The 16,862-nt window shown below is 45.1% G+C and carries 15 protein-coding genes and 2 pseudogenes; 14 read left to right on the forward strand and 3 right to left on the reverse strand.

The window, feature by feature from the left end; genetic code table 11:
- Nucleotides 1–9 precede the first annotated feature (9 nt).
- From M1D72_RS07385 to tatC, 5 genes and pseudogenes are all read left to right on the forward strand, one after another.
- Nucleotides 10–615 (forward strand): ubiquinone biosynthesis accessory factor UbiJ, encoded by a 606-nt coding sequence (locus M1D72_RS07385; RefSeq protein WP_456296509.1) that lies wholly within the window; start codon nucleotides 10–12, stop codon nucleotides 613–615.
- On the forward strand, nucleotides 612–2,249 hold the full coding sequence (gene ubiB / locus M1D72_RS07390; RefSeq protein ID WP_456296510.1) for a ubiquinone biosynthesis regulatory protein kinase UbiB: 1,638 nt from the start codon (nucleotides 612–614) through the stop codon (nucleotides 2,247–2,249). The genes M1D72_RS07385 and ubiB overlap by 4 nt, the downstream gene beginning before the upstream one ends.
- Before the next feature lie 47 nt (nucleotides 2,250–2,296).
- Nucleotides 2,297–2,542, forward strand: a complete 246-nt coding sequence (gene tatA, locus M1D72_RS07395) for a Sec-independent protein translocase subunit TatA (protein WP_390196722.1) — start codon at nucleotides 2,297–2,299, stop codon at nucleotides 2,540–2,542.
- Nucleotides 2,543–2,544: 2 nt separating this feature from the next.
- A pseudogene (tatB, locus tag M1D72_RS07400) lies at nucleotides 2,545–2,839 on the forward strand (Sec-independent protein translocase protein TatB); the annotation flags it as partial.
- A 147-nt stretch (nucleotides 2,840–2,986) separates the two neighbouring features.
- Nucleotides 2,987–3,742: a twin-arginine translocase subunit TatC gene (gene tatC, locus M1D72_RS07405; protein ID WP_456296511.1), complete on the forward strand. Its 756-nt coding sequence runs from the start codon at nucleotides 2,987–2,989 to the stop codon at nucleotides 3,740–3,742.
- A gap of 58 nt (nucleotides 3,743–3,800) precedes the next feature.
- On the opposite strand, the gene M1D72_RS07410 is transcribed toward tatC, so the two are convergent.
- The gene (locus M1D72_RS07410) at nucleotides 3,801–4,568 is read right to left on the reverse strand and encodes a TatD family hydrolase (protein WP_456297366.1); all 768 of its coding nucleotides are present in this window, start codon (nucleotides 4,566–4,568) and stop codon (nucleotides 3,801–3,803) included.
- A gap of 172 nt (nucleotides 4,569–4,740) precedes the next feature.
- Here M1D72_RS07410 and hemB point away from each other — a divergent pair, with 172 nt between their 5' ends.
- From hemB to M1D72_RS07430, 4 genes and pseudogenes are all read left to right on the forward strand, one after another.
- Nucleotides 4,741–5,790: a porphobilinogen synthase gene (hemB, locus tag M1D72_RS07415; protein ID WP_456296512.1), complete on the forward strand. Its 1,050-nt coding sequence runs from the start codon at nucleotides 4,741–4,743 to the stop codon at nucleotides 5,788–5,790.
- A 78-nt stretch (nucleotides 5,791–5,868) separates the two neighbouring features.
- Nucleotides 5,869–6,297 (forward strand): annotated as a pseudogene (locus M1D72_RS07420) (GNAT family N-acetyltransferase).
- A 633-nt stretch (nucleotides 6,298–6,930) separates the two neighbouring features.
- On the forward strand, nucleotides 6,931–9,723 hold the full coding sequence (gene polA, locus M1D72_RS07425; RefSeq protein ID WP_456296513.1) for a DNA polymerase I: 2,793 nt from the start codon (nucleotides 6,931–6,933) through the stop codon (nucleotides 9,721–9,723).
- 193 nt (nucleotides 9,724–9,916) lie between these two features.
- Complete coding sequence (locus M1D72_RS07430) at nucleotides 9,917–9,964, forward strand: hypothetical protein (protein WP_438356636.1); 48 nt, start codon at nucleotides 9,917–9,919, stop codon at nucleotides 9,962–9,964.
- Nucleotides 9,965–10,460: 496 nt separating this feature from the next.
- Here M1D72_RS07430 and yihA read toward each other — a convergent pair whose 3' ends face one another.
- The gene (gene yihA, locus M1D72_RS07435) at nucleotides 10,461–11,117 is read right to left on the reverse strand and encodes a ribosome biogenesis GTP-binding protein YihA/YsxC (RefSeq protein ID WP_390196737.1); all 657 of its coding nucleotides are present in this window, start codon (nucleotides 11,115–11,117) and stop codon (nucleotides 10,461–10,463) included.
- 150 nt (nucleotides 11,118–11,267) lie between these two features.
- Here yihA and M1D72_RS07440 point away from each other — a divergent pair, with 150 nt between their 5' ends.
- From M1D72_RS07440 to hemN, 5 genes are all read left to right on the forward strand, one after another.
- Nucleotides 11,268–11,885, forward strand: a complete 618-nt coding sequence (locus M1D72_RS07440; RefSeq protein ID WP_456296514.1) for a c-type cytochrome — start codon at nucleotides 11,268–11,270, stop codon at nucleotides 11,883–11,885.
- 715 nt (nucleotides 11,886–12,600) lie between these two features.
- Entirely contained in the window at nucleotides 12,601–13,239 is a 639-nt protein-coding gene (locus M1D72_RS07445; RefSeq protein WP_456296515.1) for a class I SAM-dependent methyltransferase, read from the forward strand.
- The gene (yihI, locus tag M1D72_RS07450; RefSeq protein ID WP_390196746.1) at nucleotides 13,239–13,811 is read left to right on the forward strand and encodes a Der GTPase-activating protein YihI; all 573 of its coding nucleotides are present in this window, start codon (nucleotides 13,239–13,241) and stop codon (nucleotides 13,809–13,811) included. Before M1D72_RS07445 ends, yihI begins: the two co-directional genes overlap by 1 nt.
- 9 nt (nucleotides 13,812–13,820) lie before the next feature.
- Nucleotides 13,821–14,309, forward strand: coding sequence for a DUF2489 domain-containing protein (locus tag M1D72_RS07455; protein WP_456297367.1), 489 nt, complete (start codon nucleotides 13,821–13,823; stop codon nucleotides 14,307–14,309).
- Between the two features lie 155 nt (nucleotides 14,310–14,464).
- Nucleotides 14,465–15,853: an oxygen-independent coproporphyrinogen III oxidase gene (gene hemN / locus M1D72_RS07460; protein ID WP_390196749.1), complete on the forward strand. Its 1,389-nt coding sequence runs from the start codon at nucleotides 14,465–14,467 to the stop codon at nucleotides 15,851–15,853.
- Nucleotides 15,854–15,914: 61 nt separating this feature from the next.
- Here the strand turns inward: hemN and ilvY are convergent, their stop codons facing one another.
- Nucleotides 15,915–16,808, reverse strand: a complete 894-nt coding sequence (gene ilvY / locus M1D72_RS07465) for an HTH-type transcriptional activator IlvY (protein ID WP_390196752.1) — start codon at nucleotides 16,806–16,808, stop codon at nucleotides 15,915–15,917.
- Nucleotides 16,809–16,862: the final 54 nt, after the last annotated feature.

Here is a 16,862-nt window from a genome sequence, read left to right on the forward strand (position 1 = left end):
GGAATCGTGATGCCATTTGACGCCTTAATGACCGCAGGTATTGAAACCACACTCAACACCTTAATCAAAGATAATCCGGATTTGGTCCGTCGCTTAGCTCGTCTTAAAGGCCAAGTGATTCAAGTTCATCTTAAAGAGGTGAATAAGACCATGACATTCGTGTTTAGCCAGCAAGTGGATGTGTTGGCTCACTATGAAGGTAAGCCGGATTGTTATCTCTCGATTAACTTATCCGTGCTGCCAGAACTGCGTGAGCAATCCAATATCACTCATTTGATCAAACAAGATAAAGTTGTGCTTGAGGGGGATATTCAACTGGCGCAAAAATTTGCTCAATTAATGACGGACTGCAAACCCGATATCGAAGAATGGCTCTCGCGCGTGACGGGCGATGTCATCGCTCATTCTCTGGTTAGCGGGGCGAAGCAACTGGCAGGGCAAGTGAAGCAATGTGCGCAAAGTCAGCGTCACCATATGGCACAGGTAGTGACCGAAGAGTGGCAACTTGCACCATCGTCATTGGAAATTGCGCATTTTTGTGGCCAAGTGGATGAGGCGAAAAGTGCAGCGGCTCGCGTTGAATCGCGCATTAACCAATTGCTGGAGAAGCTATGACCCTAGCGGAACTCAAACGTCTATATCGCATCATTAAAGTTCAGCTAGAGTATGGGTTAGATGAATTTTTGCCCGTCGAACATCAACTCACCAAGGCGCCACTATTAGCCCGTAAATCTCTGTTTTGGATAAAAAATCGCTATCCCGATAAACCGTTAGGCGAGCGTTTACGTTTGGCTTTGCAAGAGCTGGGTCCGGTTTGGATTAAGTTTGGGCAAATGATGTCGACTCGCCGCGATCTCTTTCCTCCTCATATCGCTGATCAACTCGCTTTACTGCAAGATAAAGTTGCGCCGTTTGACGGAGAATTAGCTCGACAGCAGATGGAGCAAGCTCTGGGAGACAAGCTCGAAACGTGGTTTAGTGATTTTGATAGTACGCCACTCGCATCCGCTTCAATTGCTCAGGTGCATACCGCCACGCTTAAAGACTCGGGTCGAGAAGTCGTTTTAAAGGTCATTCGTCCTGATATTCGCCCTGTGATTGATGCAGATCTAAAACTCATGTATCGCATGGCGCGTATAGTCGCTAAAACGCACCCTGAAGCACGTCGTTTAAAACCGGTTGAAGTGGTGCGTGAGTATGAGAAAACCCTGCTTGATGAGCTCGATTTACGTCGTGAGGCAGCCAATGCTATTCAATTAAGACGCAACTTTGAAGGCAGTGAGGAACTCTATGTTCCTGAAATAATTACTGACTTCAGTAATCAAACTGTCATGGTTTCTGAGCGAATATACGGTATTCAGGTATCGGACCTTGCGCAGTTAAAGGCTAATGGCACCAATATGAAGTTATTGGCTGAGCGCGGCGTCAGTGTGTTTTTTACTCAAGTGTTTCGCGATAGTTTCTTTCATGCTGACATGCATCCAGGAAACGTGTTTGTAAATCCTGAACATCCAGAAAATCCTCAGTGGATTGGTTTGGACTGTGGTATCGTCGGAACCTTAAATAGTGAAGACAAGCGGTATTTAGCAGAAAACTTTTTGGCGTTCTTCAACCGAGATTATCGCCGAGTTGCTGAATTACACGTTGAATCCGGTTGGGTGCCTCTTGATACCAATATCGACGAATTTGAATTTGCGATTCGTATCGTTTGTGAACCCATTTTTGCCAAACCCTTGTGTGAAATTTCCTTTGGTCATGTGCTGTTGAACTTGTTTAACACTGCGCGACGCTTCAATATGGAAGTTCAGCCACAATTGGTGTTATTGCAAAAAACATTGCTCTATGTAGAAGGGTTAGGGCGCCAGTTGTATCCGCAGCTTGATCTGTGGGAAACGGCTAAACCTTTCCTTGAGAAATGGATGATGAATCAGGTAGGTCCACAAGCGGTGATTAACGCGGTACGCGATCGAGCACCGTTTTGGGCGGAAAAATTACCGGAGCTGCCTGAACTGCTCTACGATAGTCTTAAACAAGGTAAAGCGATGAACCAGAGAATGGACGCGCTGTATCAAGGGTATCGAGACAGTAAACGCCAGCAGGCGACAGGGCGGTTTTTGTTTGGTGTTGGAGCAACGTTAATTGTGTCCGCCACGATTTTACTCACCAGTACTGAACAACAATTAGCGTATGGTGCTGCAGCCGTCGGTGCTGTATGTTGGTTACTAAGTTGGCGAGCGTATCGACGTTAGGCGATACGCTCATAAATTGTAAAAAGTAAGACCCGAGGAAAATGACAATGGGTGGTATTAGTATTTGGCAACTGGTCATCATTGCCGTAATCGTTGTGCTGTTGTTCGGCACCAAAAAGCTTCGCAACATTGGTGGCGACTTGGGTAGTGCTGTAAAAGGCTTTAAAAAAGCGATGAATGACGATTCATCTTCAGACAACAAAAAGCAGGACGCTGACTTCGAGAACAAGAATATCGAACAGCAACGCGAGCAGGCGTCGACTGAAAGTAAGAAAGACAAAGAGCAGGTATAACTGTGTTTGATATCGGTTTCTGGGAACTGGTATTGATTTCTGTGGTGGGGCTAGTGGTGCTTGGGCCAGAGCGGTTGCCGCATGCGATTCGCAGTGTTTCGCGTTTTATTGGTGCTGCGAAAAGCATGGCCAACAATGTGAAAGATGAAATATCGCATGAGCTGAAAATCCAAGAGCTGCAAGAGAATTTGCGGAAAGCTGAGAAAATGGGCATGGAAGATCTTTCTCCCGAGCTCAAAGCGTCAGTGGATGAGTTAAAGCAGGCTGCTCAGGATGTTCAACGTCCTTATGCTCAAGACAACACTCAGCCCGAATCTCAAGCAGAGACCGAAGCGAGCGCTTCGAATCACGAGTCTACATCGGCAGATAAAAAAGCCGAGTAACCTTTTCGTCTAGGAGCAGTGCGTAGGTGCTGCTCCTTTGTCTTTATAGTTGAGGCTTGAAATGTCTTCGGTAGAGCAGACACAACCTTTGATTAGCCACCTGTTAGAGCTACGTAATCGCCTATTAAAAGCGATTCTTGCTGTGTTGGTGGTGTTTGTTGGATTGGTATACTTTTCCAACCATATTTACGAATTTGTCTCCAAGCCGTTGGTCGACAAATTGCCTGAAGGGGCCACCATGATTGCCACCGATGTGGCGTCTCCGTTTTTCACACCCTTAAAGCTGACCTTGATTGCCTCGGTATTTGTTGCAGTCCCCTTTATTTTGTATCAAGTGTGGGCGTTCGTCGCGCCAGGCTTATATAAACATGAACGCCGTTTGATCATGCCGCTGATGTTTTCCAGCTCCCTATTGTTTTACTGCGGAGTTGCGTTTGCGTATTACGTCGTGTTTCCTCTGGTATTTGGGTTTTTTACCACTATTTCTCTGGGTGGCGTGGAATTCGCCACCGACATTGCCAGTTACTTGGACTTTGTTTTAGCACTGTTTTTGGCGTTCGGTATTGCTTTTGAAGTGCCGGTTGCGATTATTCTTCTGTGCTGGACGGGGGCTACCGATGTGCAAAGTCTGAAAACAAAACGCCCTTACATCGTGGTGGGTGCGTTTGTGGTTGGGATGTTACTGACACCGCCAGATATGATTTCACAAACGCTACTGGCGATTCCAATGTGTGTGTTGTTTGAAATTGGGCTGTTCTTTGCGCGTTTCTATACGCGCCGCGAAGAGTCACAAGAGGATGAGCAAGCACAAGACTAACGGGTGCATATCGAGATAAAAAGGTTGGCAATGGCCAACCTTTTTTGATCCAAGTGAGCTAAGGTTTTAAACCAAATAAGGTTTCAGCGTTATGAGTGGTTAGGTTGTCGACTTGTTCGACACTTAACTCTCTCAATTCTGCAATACGGCTAGCCACAAGCGCTGTGTAAGCGGGTTCATTACGTTTACCACGATGTGGTACCGGCGCCAGATACGGGCAGTCTGTTTCCAAAATGACGTAATTCATATCCAAATGTGGGATAACTTTATCCATACCACCGTTTTTGAACGTAGATACACCGCCAAGGCCTAAGTGAAAACCAAGTGCGTTGATTGCTTTCGCTTCTTCAATACTCCCACCAAAGCAGTGAAAGACGCCGCGCAAAGAGCCATCTTGCTCTTGTTCGAGTAACGCTAATGTCTCTTTAATCGAATCGCGGGTATGGATCACCACGGGTAAATCTAGCTGTTTTGCCCAACGTAATTGGGTCACAAAGGCTTGTTCTTGCTGCGCGCGGAATGTTTTATCCCAGTAGAGATCAATGCCAATTTCGCCGACAGCAATGAAGGAATGCTTGTCAAACCAGCCACGAATAACCTCCAAGGTGCTATCGACATTTTCATCCACATAGCAGGGATGCAATCCCATCATCGAACGGCAAACATGAGGAAAAGCGGCTTCAGTATCCAGCATGGGTTGAATGGAATCTAAGTCGATATTTGGCAGCAGAATACGATCAATACCTTGGTCTAGAGCGCGTTGAACCACTTGCTCGCGGTCTTGATCAAATTCGCTGGCATAGATGTGAGCATGTGTATCGATCATCATGATGTCCTTTGTAAAAATACGTTGGCTATCTAAACATAAATTAGGGGTAGCTGCATCTGTTGTGGTGATGGCAATCGGACTCTTTAGACGTTTTTCAGCTTTGTCTCTGGCGTGTGCAGGTTTGAGTGATATGATTTCTTCCAACTGTCACTGAACAAAGGAGAGCAGTGTGTCTGTTTCTATTCAAGGTCAATTTCCTGCGCGCCGTATGCGCCGCGTTCGTAAGCATGATTTCAGTCGTCGTTTAGTGGCTGAAAACCAGTTGTCCGTCAGTGACTTGATTTATCCGATGTTTATTCTGATGGGGAAAAATCGCCGCGAAGAAGTTGAGTCAATGCCGGGTGTTGAGCGTTTGTCGATCGACTTGATGCTCGAAGAAGCGTTATACCTTGCCAACTTAGGGGTACCAGCCATTGCGCTATTCCCGGTGGTGACGCAAGAAGCTAAGAGTTTATGTGCCACCGAAGCTTATAATGCTGAGGGGCTAGTGCAGCGCGCTGTCAAAGAGCTCAAACAACATGTGCCGCAAATGGGTGTGATCACTGATGTCGCACTTGATCCTTATACCACACATGGTCAAGACGGAATCATTGATGACGACGGTTATGTACTCAATGATGAAACGACAGAGGTGTTGATCAAACAAGCGCTTTCGCATGCTGAAGCGGGAGCCGATGTCGTTGCTCCATCGGATATGATGGATGGGCGAATTGGTAAAATCCGTCAAGCATTAGAAGAGGCTGGGTACGTCAATACCCAAATCATGGCCTACTCCGCGAAGTACGCGTCTGCGTATTATGGACCGTTTCGAGATGCTGTCGGTTCAGCAAGTAACCTAAAAGGCGGTAATAAAAAGAACTACCAGATGGATCCGGCCAATAGCGATGAAGCGCTGCATGAAGTGGCAATGGATATTGCTGAAGGTGCTGATATGGTAATGGTTAAGCCGGGGATGCCGTATTTAGACGTGGTACGTCGCGTTAAGTCTGAATTACAAGTACCGACGTTTGCCTACCAAGTGTCAGGTGAATATGCGATGCACAAAGCAGCCTTTCAAAACGGTTGGCTTAATGAGAGAGAAGTGGTGATGGAGTCGCTATTGTGCTTTAAACGCGCGGGAGCGGATGGCATTTTGACTTATTTCACCAAACAGGTTGCCGAGTGGTTGGCGCAGGAGCAAGCACAAGCGGCGCAATACCTCGCGGATGACGAGGCGTAAGTCGATGTTATTGATGAGAGCTGGCCTAGTGCCAGCTTTTTTATTGCACAATGAAAGAGACACAACAAAATGAACACGATTCAGGTTCGTCAAGGTACATTGGAAGAAGCACTGAATATCGCGCGACAAATAAAAGAGTTTTCTCAAACCACCACACGAGAGTCTCTAAAACAGAGGTTAGAGGGTAAGTCATCGTTGATTTTAGTGGCCGAAGAAAACCAGCAACTGCTTGGATTTAAAATGGGCTATCGGCTTGATGAATCAACATTTTATAGCTGGCTTGGTGGCGTGGTTGTGAATGCATGAGGTAAAGGGATTGCACAGGCTCTATTAGATGAACAAGAGAAATGGGCACGAGATCATAATTATCAAAACATTACTGTGAAGTCTCGAAATCAGTTTCCATCGATGCTAAGACTGCTACTTAGAAATGATTATCTGATTGATAATTATGAGAAAAGAGATAATCCTCTTGCATCAAGAATTCACTTTATCAAGACGCTATAAACCGAGCGTGATAAAAATAAATGATATTTTTTCTCATTTAGATGTTGACCTATTAAATGAGAATAATTATTATTACTACCGTCTTAGGGAATAAAGGTAATTCTTCTGACATTGCGATTTGCACTCACTCCTCGGGTGTCTAGTAATGAAAGAGGGACGACACGAATTCTTTTTGACACGACATTGCTCACATTGCTTCCAGTGTAATTTATAGCTTTTTGGTAGGGCGGACGTATTCATTAGAATCGCTCTAACCCCTTTATGCTAGGCGACATCTTAGGGTGTCGCTTTTTTTCGCCTTGTGATCAGAGACTCTCGGTTTTGAGATGGGTAAAAGGTCATCAATAGTCTTTTCCACAGTTGAGGATCGGTTTTTGATCCTGAGGTTTCTGATCGATCTAATATTTTTTCCTTTAATTTCAATTTGATAATTTGTTGCTTTTGTTGTTGCGCAACAATAAAAATCATCACAGGAAAATAATATAAACAGAGTTATCCACAGAGCGTTCACGATCATAGCGAAGCGATCCTCAATCATTCACGCAATTCAGAGACTTAAAATGGATTCATGGCAATAGTCGTGGCATCCTAGGCGCATCTTTTTAAGCACTCTCTGTTTTGGTACACAAGATTATGGCTACTATTCCCGATAATCCTCTTATTCTGATCGATGGATCTTCTTATCTATATCGTGCGTTTCATGCCTATCCCGGCACTATGAGTAATGGTGAGATTCCAACGAATGCGGTGTACGGCGTGGTGAATATGTTAAGAAGCATGATGCGCCAGTTTGCTTCTGAACGCATGGCCGTCGTCTTTGATGCGAAAGGTAAGACATTTCGTGATGAACTGTTTGCGGAATATAAAGCCAATCGTCCACCCATGCCGGATGATTTGCGCTGCCAAATTGAACCCTTGCATGAGGTGATTCGGGCGATGGGTTTGCCACTGATTTGTGTTCCAGGTGTTGAAGCCGATGATGTGATTGGCACCCTTGCATCACAAGCGTCAAAAGCTGGTATGCCGGTCTTGATCAGTACTGGTGATAAGGATATGGCGCAGTTGGTGGATGAGAACGTTACCTTGATTAACACCATGACAAACGTGGTGATGGACAGAGAAGGGGTGATAGAGAAATTTGGTATCCCTCCAGAGCTGATCATCGATTATCTCGCGCTGATGGGCGATAAAGTCGACAATATTCCTGGCGTACCGGGAGTTGGTGAGAAAACCGCCACGGCGTTACTTCAAGGTATTGGTGGGCTGGATGAACTTTACCAGCGGCTTGATGATATCGCCCCTCTTGGCTTTCGTGGTTCTAAAACCATGGCGAAAAAACTTGAGGATAACCGCGATAATGCGTACCTCTCTTATGAATTGGCGACCATCAAACTTGACGTTGAATTAGAGCAAGCTCCAGAAGCTTTGACCAAGTCAGAACCGCATAAAGACCAATTGATCGAGCTATACAGCAAGTTATCTTTCAAATCGTGGCTTAATGAATTATTAGAAGGTCACAGCCCAGTCATTGAAGCGGCAGAGAAAGCGGGAATTCCTATTGCCTCTTCCTCTTCATCAACGGTTGAGATCGACACGTCAGCGGTTACCTTTGATCATAGCCAATATGAGGTCATTACCGATAAGGAGAGCTTTGAGCGTTGGCTTGAGCAGCTTAAGGCTAGTGAGGTATTTGCGTTTGACACCGAAACGGACAGCTTAAATTACATGGTGGCCAACCTTGTTGGTTTATCTTTTGCGATTGAAGAGGGTAAAGCTGCTTATGTGCCGGTAGCGCATGATTATCTAGATGCACCAGAGCAACTGGATCGTGATTGGGTTCTTGAACAGCTCAGGCCGATTTTGCAAGACGAAAACCAAGCCAAAGTAGGACAAAACCTCAAATATGATGCCAGCGTGCTTGCGCGCTATGACATCGAAATGAAAGGTATCAAGCACGATACCATGTTAGCGTCATACGTTTATAACAGCGTTGGCGGTAAACATGATATGGATAGTTTGGCGCTACGTTTCTTACAACATAGCTGCATCTCGTTTGAGCAAGTGGCAGGTAAAGGCAAAAACCAGCTGACCTTTAACCAAATCCCTCTTGAGCAAGCCGCGCCATACGCGGCAGAGGATGCAGATGTCACACTGCGTCTTCACCATCGCCTAATGGCCAGTATTGACGGTGATGAAAAACTCAAAACGATTTACGAGCAAATTGAAGTACCGTTGATTCCGGTGATTTCTAAAATTGAACGCACGGGTGTGTTGATTGATGACATGAAACTCGCCGCCCAATCACAAGAGATCGCTGCGCGACTTGATGAGCTTGAACAAAAAGCGTTTGAAATTGCTGAACAAGAATTCAACCTCAGTTCACCAAAGCAGCTGCAAACCATCTTTTTTGAAAAAATGGGCTTGCCGGTGATTAAGAAAACACCGTCAGGTACGCCATCGACCAATGAAGAAGTGTTGCAAGAGTTAGCGCTCGATTACCCATTACCAAAACTGATTTTGGAGTATCGTGGGTTAGCAAAACTGAAATCGACCTACACCGACAAACTGCCGAAAATGATTAACCCAGAAACAGGGCGTGTTCACACCTCTTATCATCAAGCTGTTACGGCAACTGGGCGTTTGTCATCAACTGATCCAAACTTACAGAATATTCCTATTCGTAACGAAGAAGGTCGTCGCATTCGTCAGGCCTTTATTGCGCCTCGCGGTTGTAAAATTATGGCGGTCGACTATTCACAAATCGAATTGCGTATCATGGCGCATCTCTCGGGTGATAAAGCCCTATTGGAAGCGTTCCAACAAGGAAAAGACATTCACGCCGCCACTGCTGCCGAGATTCTAAATATCAGTATTGACCAAGTGACCAGTGAACAGCGCCGTCGTGCTAAAGCCGTTAACTTTGGTCTGATCTATGGGATGAGTGCCTTTGGTCTCGCTAAGCAATTGGGTATTCCACGTGGTGAAGCGCAGCAATACATGGACGCCTATTTTGAGCGTTACCCGGGCGTGATGCAGTACATGGAAGATACCCGTAGTGCAGCGGCAGAACAGGGCTATGTGGAAACCATTTTTGGTCGTCGGTTGCACCTACCCGAGATCAAATCGCGAAATGGTATGCGTCGTAAAGCGGCAGAGCGGGCGGCGATCAACGCGCCAATGCAAGGTACAGCGGCTGATATCATCAAGAAAGCAATGTTGCTGGTGGACGAGTGGATTACCGAGCATGGTGAAGATCGTGTAAAACTGCTTATGCAAGTACACGATGAACTGGTGTTTGAAGTACAAGAATCCGCATTGGATGAAATTGAAAGTAAAATACAACAATTGATGGAATCCGCAGCTGAGCTTGCCGTCCCTCTCGTGGCAGAAGCGGGACACGGGGATAACTGGGAACAGGCCCACTAGACAAAATTTAATCAAAATCGCCAATAAAGTATGAGCCAGTGCACAAACACTGGCTCTTTTTTTGATTTAAAAAAGCCAGTAGGAACAAGGGTTTTATGTTGTTTAAGAAAACTTTAATGAAAAAAAACTACAAAAACAGTTTCCATTTCTGACCATTTGTTGTACATTAATCGACGTAGGGTACAGAGGTAAGATGTTCTATCTTTCAGACCTTTTGTTTCACGTTATTGGATTAGGCTGATTCAGCCGCCCCAGTCAGCTTTTGACTGGGGCGTTTTTTATTGTGCTAAATAAAAAATCCTATATAAATCATTTGCCTACTTATCATTTCTGACTTTTCCCTCATCCATGTGTTCCTCTTCACAGAAAAGCCTGTTGATTGATAACGTCAATTGGAATGTAAAAACAATTCTGTAATAAAAATTCATTATCTGTGTGAATGTTTCACTAATATACTGATTTATTATCGTTTTATGATGCGGTTGTAGAGAAAAGGCGAGTGGGATCTTAGTAACAGGTTTGTCATGTCATATTTGCTTTCTGGCGCTGAGTGAACAAGGATTACTAACGCATAACAATAACAACCTCCTTACTTCTCTCCCATTCCCCATCCATCGATGGGGACTTTTATTTGAATAACCCGAACGCGCTGTCTGTTATTGCAAATAAAGCCATTAATAAGCAAAAAGCTCGCGATAGCGAGCTTTAAAGGCCGGTAATATATAGTTGAGTAATGGTTACTCTTGTTCATCCGATGCTGGAGTTTCTGAAGGCTCCTCGAGCTGTTCAAGGGCGGGAGCAAACCACCCATCCAACTTACGGCGCAGAATATCCACTCCCAGCCCTTTAAGGCTTGAGAATGCATCAACCTGAACATCGCCACCAAAGGCCATGGCTGCTTCACGAATTTTGAGCAGCTGCGCTTTACGTGCGCCACTTTTCAGTTTGTCGGCTTTAGTCAATAAGACTTGGACCGGAATACCGCTATCGACGGCCCAGTAAATCAACTGTTGGTCTAGGTCTTTCATGGGATGGCGAATATCCATCAATACCACCAAACCTTTAAGACATTCGCGCTTTTGTAAATATTCACCGAGAGATTTCTGCCATTTCTTTTTCATCTCGATGGGCACTTGAGCAAAACCGTAACCCGGCAAATCGACAATATGACAGCCGTCAGTCACTTTAAATAAGTTAATCAGCTGAGTTCGACCTGGCGTTTTACTGGTTTTTGCTAAACTTCTTTGGTTAGTTAAGGTGTTTAGTGAACTTGATTTGCCAGCATTAGAACGTCCAGCAAACGCAATCTCGATGCCTTCATCTTCAGGCAAATGACGAATGTCAGGTGCACTTGTGATGAAATGGGTGTGTTGGTAATTAATTTTTGCGCTCACTGTGTTAACTCCATCTCGACTTTGTGTAGTCGATTGATTACTTCTTTGTGAAATTGTGTAAAATAACCGTGCTCGGCATAAGGTCGTCTATTGTACCATGAGTCATCCCCCTAAGGGGTACTGGAAGCTTGATAATTATAATGGAATGTCATGAATAAATTAGCGCTAATTGTGAGTGTATTAGCCAGTTTTTCAGTGTGGGCCCAAGGCAACATTGAAGCTGGTAAAGCCAAATCCCAAACGTGTGTTGCCTGCCACGGTGCAGATGGCAACAGTATTATGAACATCTATCCCAAACTTGCAGGCCAACATGCCACTTATCTTGAGAAGCAGTTACAAGATTTGAAACTGGGTATGACGACACAAGGCGAGCAAGGTCGATACGATCCCGTGATGAGTGCAATGGCGGCGCCACTGTCAAAACAAGACATGGCCGATCTTGCCGCGTATTATGCCTCGCTTCCTATATCAGAAAATAGCACACCAGAAAGTGTGGTTACGAAAGGCAAAACGCTGTATACCGCAGGTGATGCAGAGCGTGGTTTGACCGCCTGTATCGCATGCCATGGGCCACGAGGTAACGGAACCAAGCTGTCTGGGTTCCCTAAAATCTCTGGTCAGCATGCTGAGTACGTAAAGTTACAACTGGAAAAATTTCGTGAGGGTGCTCGTGGTAACGATATGAATGCCATGATGCAAGATATCGCGAAAAAACTGACTGACGATGATATTGAAACCTTATCGCAATACGTTGGTGGTTTGCACTGATCGAAAACCTTATTATTCGGTTCTCAACGCCTCGACTTTGTTCGAGGCGTTTTTATTTGTGAGCGAGTTCACGTGAGGTTTTTTCTCTGGAAGCGCAAGTGACTGATCGCTTTGTAAGAGATCGACCATTGATACAACTGTTTTTACGAATAATGAAATTTAATCTCATTAATAATCAATGAGTTATTTGTTAGATTGAATTTTAAGCGAATTTTTTTTCGAACGGTGATTGTACAAGGCATCGAACGGAGTAAAGTAATTCCCATCAGCAGGACGCTGAAACGAAGGATTTTAGCCACGATGGCTACCAAGGATTAACTTAAGCTCTGCTTAAGTTTGGAAACAGCAAGTAGGATGCTTGCTGGACAAGGATGGTCGACTTGTCTGATGGTTTGGACAGTGTAAAGGATCAGGTTAAGGGTTAACCTAGATACAGGAAGTAAAACGGAAAGCCAAAATTCATCAGGATGATGGAAAACGACTTTTTGCAAGGAAAGCACCAAAAACAAAAGGAATGTTGGCGCACTTTTAGTGACCAGTTTTCGCCAAATATTGGCACCGAAAAGCGATAGTAACCCTATCGCTTTTTTTATATTTACAATTTGACGCTCGTCACACGAGCATTTTTTCCAAAACTGGCGAGAAAATACTCACTAGGTCTCCACTCTAAGGTTCATTTCTGGTATGTTGCGCATCCCATACAGAGGATCTCTCAATGCAACATTGTCCTTTATGTCATAGCTCGACGAGCTATCCGTACTTTGAAGATAAACAACGAGCATATTGGCAGTGCGATCAGTGCGAGTTGGTATTCGTTGATCCAAACCAACGCTTAGTCGCCAGCGACGAAAAAGCGCACTATGATCTGCATGAGAATGACCCCAATGATCTTGGCTATCGTCGATTTCTGTCACGAGTGGCAGCGCCACTCGTACAGCGCCTGATGCCAAAGTCATGTGGATTAGATTTTGGCTGTGGCCCAGGTCCAACACTTTCATTGATGTTGCAGGAGCAGGGCCACACGATGTCGTTATACGATCTCTACTATTATCCTGAGAGTCAGGCGTTAGAGAGAACGTACGACTTTATAACTGCCACCGAGGTGATCGAGCATTTGTACGATCCCGCCGGAGTCTGGCAACAATGGTTAAATTTAGTTAAGCCTGGTGGCTGGATTGGTCTTATGACCAAAATGGTCATCAACGTGGATGCGTTTGCTGGATGGCACTACAAGAACGACCCAACGCACGTGGTGTTTTTTAGTCGGGCCACTTTCCAGTATCTGGCAGAGCGAGACAAGCTCGAACTTGAATTTATAGGCAATGATGTAATTTTGCTGAGGAAACCCCAGTAATGTCTAGAGAAAGCATATCAAGAACCGGTATCAATGGTGATCTCGTATTTGCGCGTAAGCACAACCGTAAGAACGATGATATCGAAGGCCGTGAGCGTAAAAAGCAGAAAAAACGGAAAGGCTTGAAAACCGGTAATCGTAATTCGGAAGCGAAACAAGCAGAGCAGCGTCATGCTTCTGCGAAGCGTGATCCACGCTTGGGAAGCAAGAAAAAGATTCCGTTGGTCGTGGAAGCGGCGAAGAAACCAAGTAAGCAGCAACGTAAGCTCAATGCTAAGCAAGAGCTAGAGATGTTGGAAAATGACGCGCAACTTAATGTGTTGCTCGATCGTTTGGACAATGGTGAAAGCCTTGGTGCTGGCTTGCAAAAATACGTTAATGAGAAGCTTGATCGTATTGAAGTATTGATGAAGCAACTTGGTCTGTTTGATGACCAAGACGATGACGAACCGCAAGATGAAGTCGAGACAGTCGCTAAACCGACGAAATCGGCCTCACGTAAAAACGTGTCGTCAGAAGATGAGTTGCTCTCTCAATTTGAAGATTTGGACCTTAACGACTTTAAAGGATAGAGCACGATGATGAATGTAACCGTATTAGCCACTATTGGCGGGATCATTATTCTCGGCTTGGCCTCATACGCAGGTTACCTTCTGTTCCAGCTAAAGAAACAAAATCAGTTGCAAGAGCAGCACAAAGCATTGGCGATTGAAAAGCGCAACGCCAATATCTTTGATAGCGTGAATACCCTGTGTCTTGCAGGGATTCAGGGGCAGTGTGATTTGTCGGAAATCAGTATTCGAGTCTATAACATCATGGATTATGTCCAAGGTGATGATCGCGTCGATTTCGATAAAGAGTTTCCTGCGACCGCTGAGTTGTTCCATTTGGTGAAAGACATGCCGCGTGGCGAAGAGCGCCAAAACATGGACAAAAAAGAGCGTATGAAACACAATTTGATGCGCCACAAAGCGGAAACCCGTTTGAATGATGCCATTATTGAAGAACTGAAACTGTTGCAAAAACGGGTTCAGCCACTTAATAATCAGATCAATATTCAGATGGTTTAACCTTCGCGATCACTCCTACTTTAGAGGGAGTGATCCGCTTATCAATTCTGAATTATTATTGATAAATCCGTTTTTTCCCCAGATCGAATAGACTCGACCTATGGCAAAATGGAATGTCTTAGTAATTTTTGCCCTCAGTCACAACGGAAAAGCTTATGTTGCAGCAAGTCGGTGTTAGTCAGCAAATCGAGTGGGATCAAGCCGTTCTGGATAAGTATAACTATTCAGGGCCGCGTTATACCTCGTATCCAACAGCGCTGGAATTTCACGAAGTGTTCACCATTTCTGATTTGGATATGGCTTGCACCCAGTATCCAGACCGGCCGCTTTCGTTGTATATCCATATTCCGTTTTGTCACAAGCTTTGCTACTACTGTGGCTGTAACAAAGTGGTGACTCGCCATTCGCATAAAGCCGATGAATACCTTGATGTGCTTGAACTCGAGATTCGCACTCGAGCCTCTTTACTTCAAGGGCGAGCCGTCCGTCAGTTGCATTTTGGGGGCGGAACGCCAACCTTTTTATCCAACACTCAAATTAGCCGCATCATGGCTATCGCTCGTGCGGAATTTGAATTTGAGCCAGATTGTGAAATTAGTATTGAAGTCGACCCACGTGAAATCACACTAGACGTTCTCGACCACCTACGCAGTGAGGGTTTTAACCGTCTGAGTATTGGGGTTCAGGATTTCAACAAAGAAGTGCAAAAGCTGGTTAATCGTGATCAAGATGAAAGCTTTATCATTGCGCTGGTGGAAAAAGCCAAACAGCTGGGCTTTCGCTCAACCAATTTGGATTTGATTTACGGGTTACCCAAACAAACTAAAGAGAGCTTTTCACAAACCTTGCAGCAGGTGCTGAAAATGCAGCCTGGGCGATTGTCGGTATTTAACTATGCGCATATGCCACAACTGTTTGCTGCGCAACGTAAAATTAAAGAACAAGATTTACCCAGCGCCGATGAAAAAATGGCAATTTTGCAGCATACCATCGAAACCTTAACCGGTGCGGGGTATCAGTTTATCGGGATGGATCATTTTGCCTTACCGGATGACGAACTCGCAAAAGCACAACGTGAAGGCGTGCTGCATCGTAATTTCCAAGGTTATACCACGCAAGGTCAGTGCGATTTAATCGGCTTTGGGGTTTCAGCCATTTCCATGGTTGGAGATGCGTACGGCCAAAATCAAAAAGAACTCAAGCTTTACTATCAGCAAGTGAATGAGCAGCGCCACGCATTGTGGAAAGGGCTCGTCCTTGATGGCGATGATTTATTACGTCGTGAAGTCATTAAACAGCTCATCTGTAATTTCACGCTTGATAAACGCAAAATCGAGCAAGCATTTAATATCAGCTTTGATCGCTATTTCGCTGAGGATCTTGGGCTACTAAGAACTTTCGTTAACGACCAACTGGTTGAAGTGACGGATTCCCGTATTCAAGTGACCTTAAAAGGCCGATTGCTGATCCGCAATATTTGTATGTGCTTTGATAAGTATTTGCGTCAAAAGGCGCGCCAGCAACAATTTTCCCGAGTCATATAATCTTCAGAAGCCGCGATAAATGCGGCTTTTTTGTACCGTTTTGCCGTCGAAGAAGTCACGCTTAAGGTGTGATGTATTTGGTTTCTGCCACTTTCCACAAAGCCTGTATCAACGGGTTTTCGAGCTGTGATCGTTTGCAACATACACCGAGTTTAAAAGGTTCAATCGGTAACACTTTCAGACGCTGAATTTTATCGCGCACTGGGCTGTTGTTGATCACCACATCTGGCGCGATACCGACACCACAACCCAGCGCAACCATACTGATGATCGCCTCGTGGCCTGAGACTTGAGCATATAAGTTAGGCTTGCGAATTTTCATTGCTTTGAACCACGCGTTGGCGCGATCGCGTGCCGTACCATGTTGCGGCACAATAAACGGCAGGCTATTCCAATCCGGTTTATCAAGGTTGAGGGGTTCTGCAAAGCTATTGCCGGATATCGGGGCAATAACCGATAGGGGGATTTCGCTAATGGTTTCAAATGCAACTCGAGACGGCAATTGATCCGGATAGGCAGAAATAGCGATGTCAGCGTCATCAGATAAGATTCGGTCAATGGCTTTCGCCGGGTCACCGGTTGAGAGTTTAAACTCAATGAACGGATGTTGGAGACGAAATGTGGACAGCAGTTGGGGTAGGTGGCTATAGCTGGCTGTGACTGAACAGAAGATGCGAATTTCTCCTTTAAGCTCATCACTGCGCCCTTGTGCCTGGCTATGATACTGCTGCCATTCGGAGATGATCTTTAAGGCCACGGGCAGTAACTTTTTCCCTGCCTGAGTCAGTTCGACGCTGCGGTTGTCACGCAGAAATAACACTTGGCCGATATCCTGTTCTAGCTTTTGAATTTGACGACTTAATGCGGAAGGGCTGACGTGCATCGCAGAAGCGGTTTTACTGAAGTTGTTACTATCGCAAAGATGCACAAACATCTGCAGGCTTTTTATATTCATCAATCGAGTTCCGTGTTGCAATTTTTGCAATGACTAATTGTGAATATATCACTT

This window comes from Vibrio sp. AK197 (assembly GCF_053903115.1).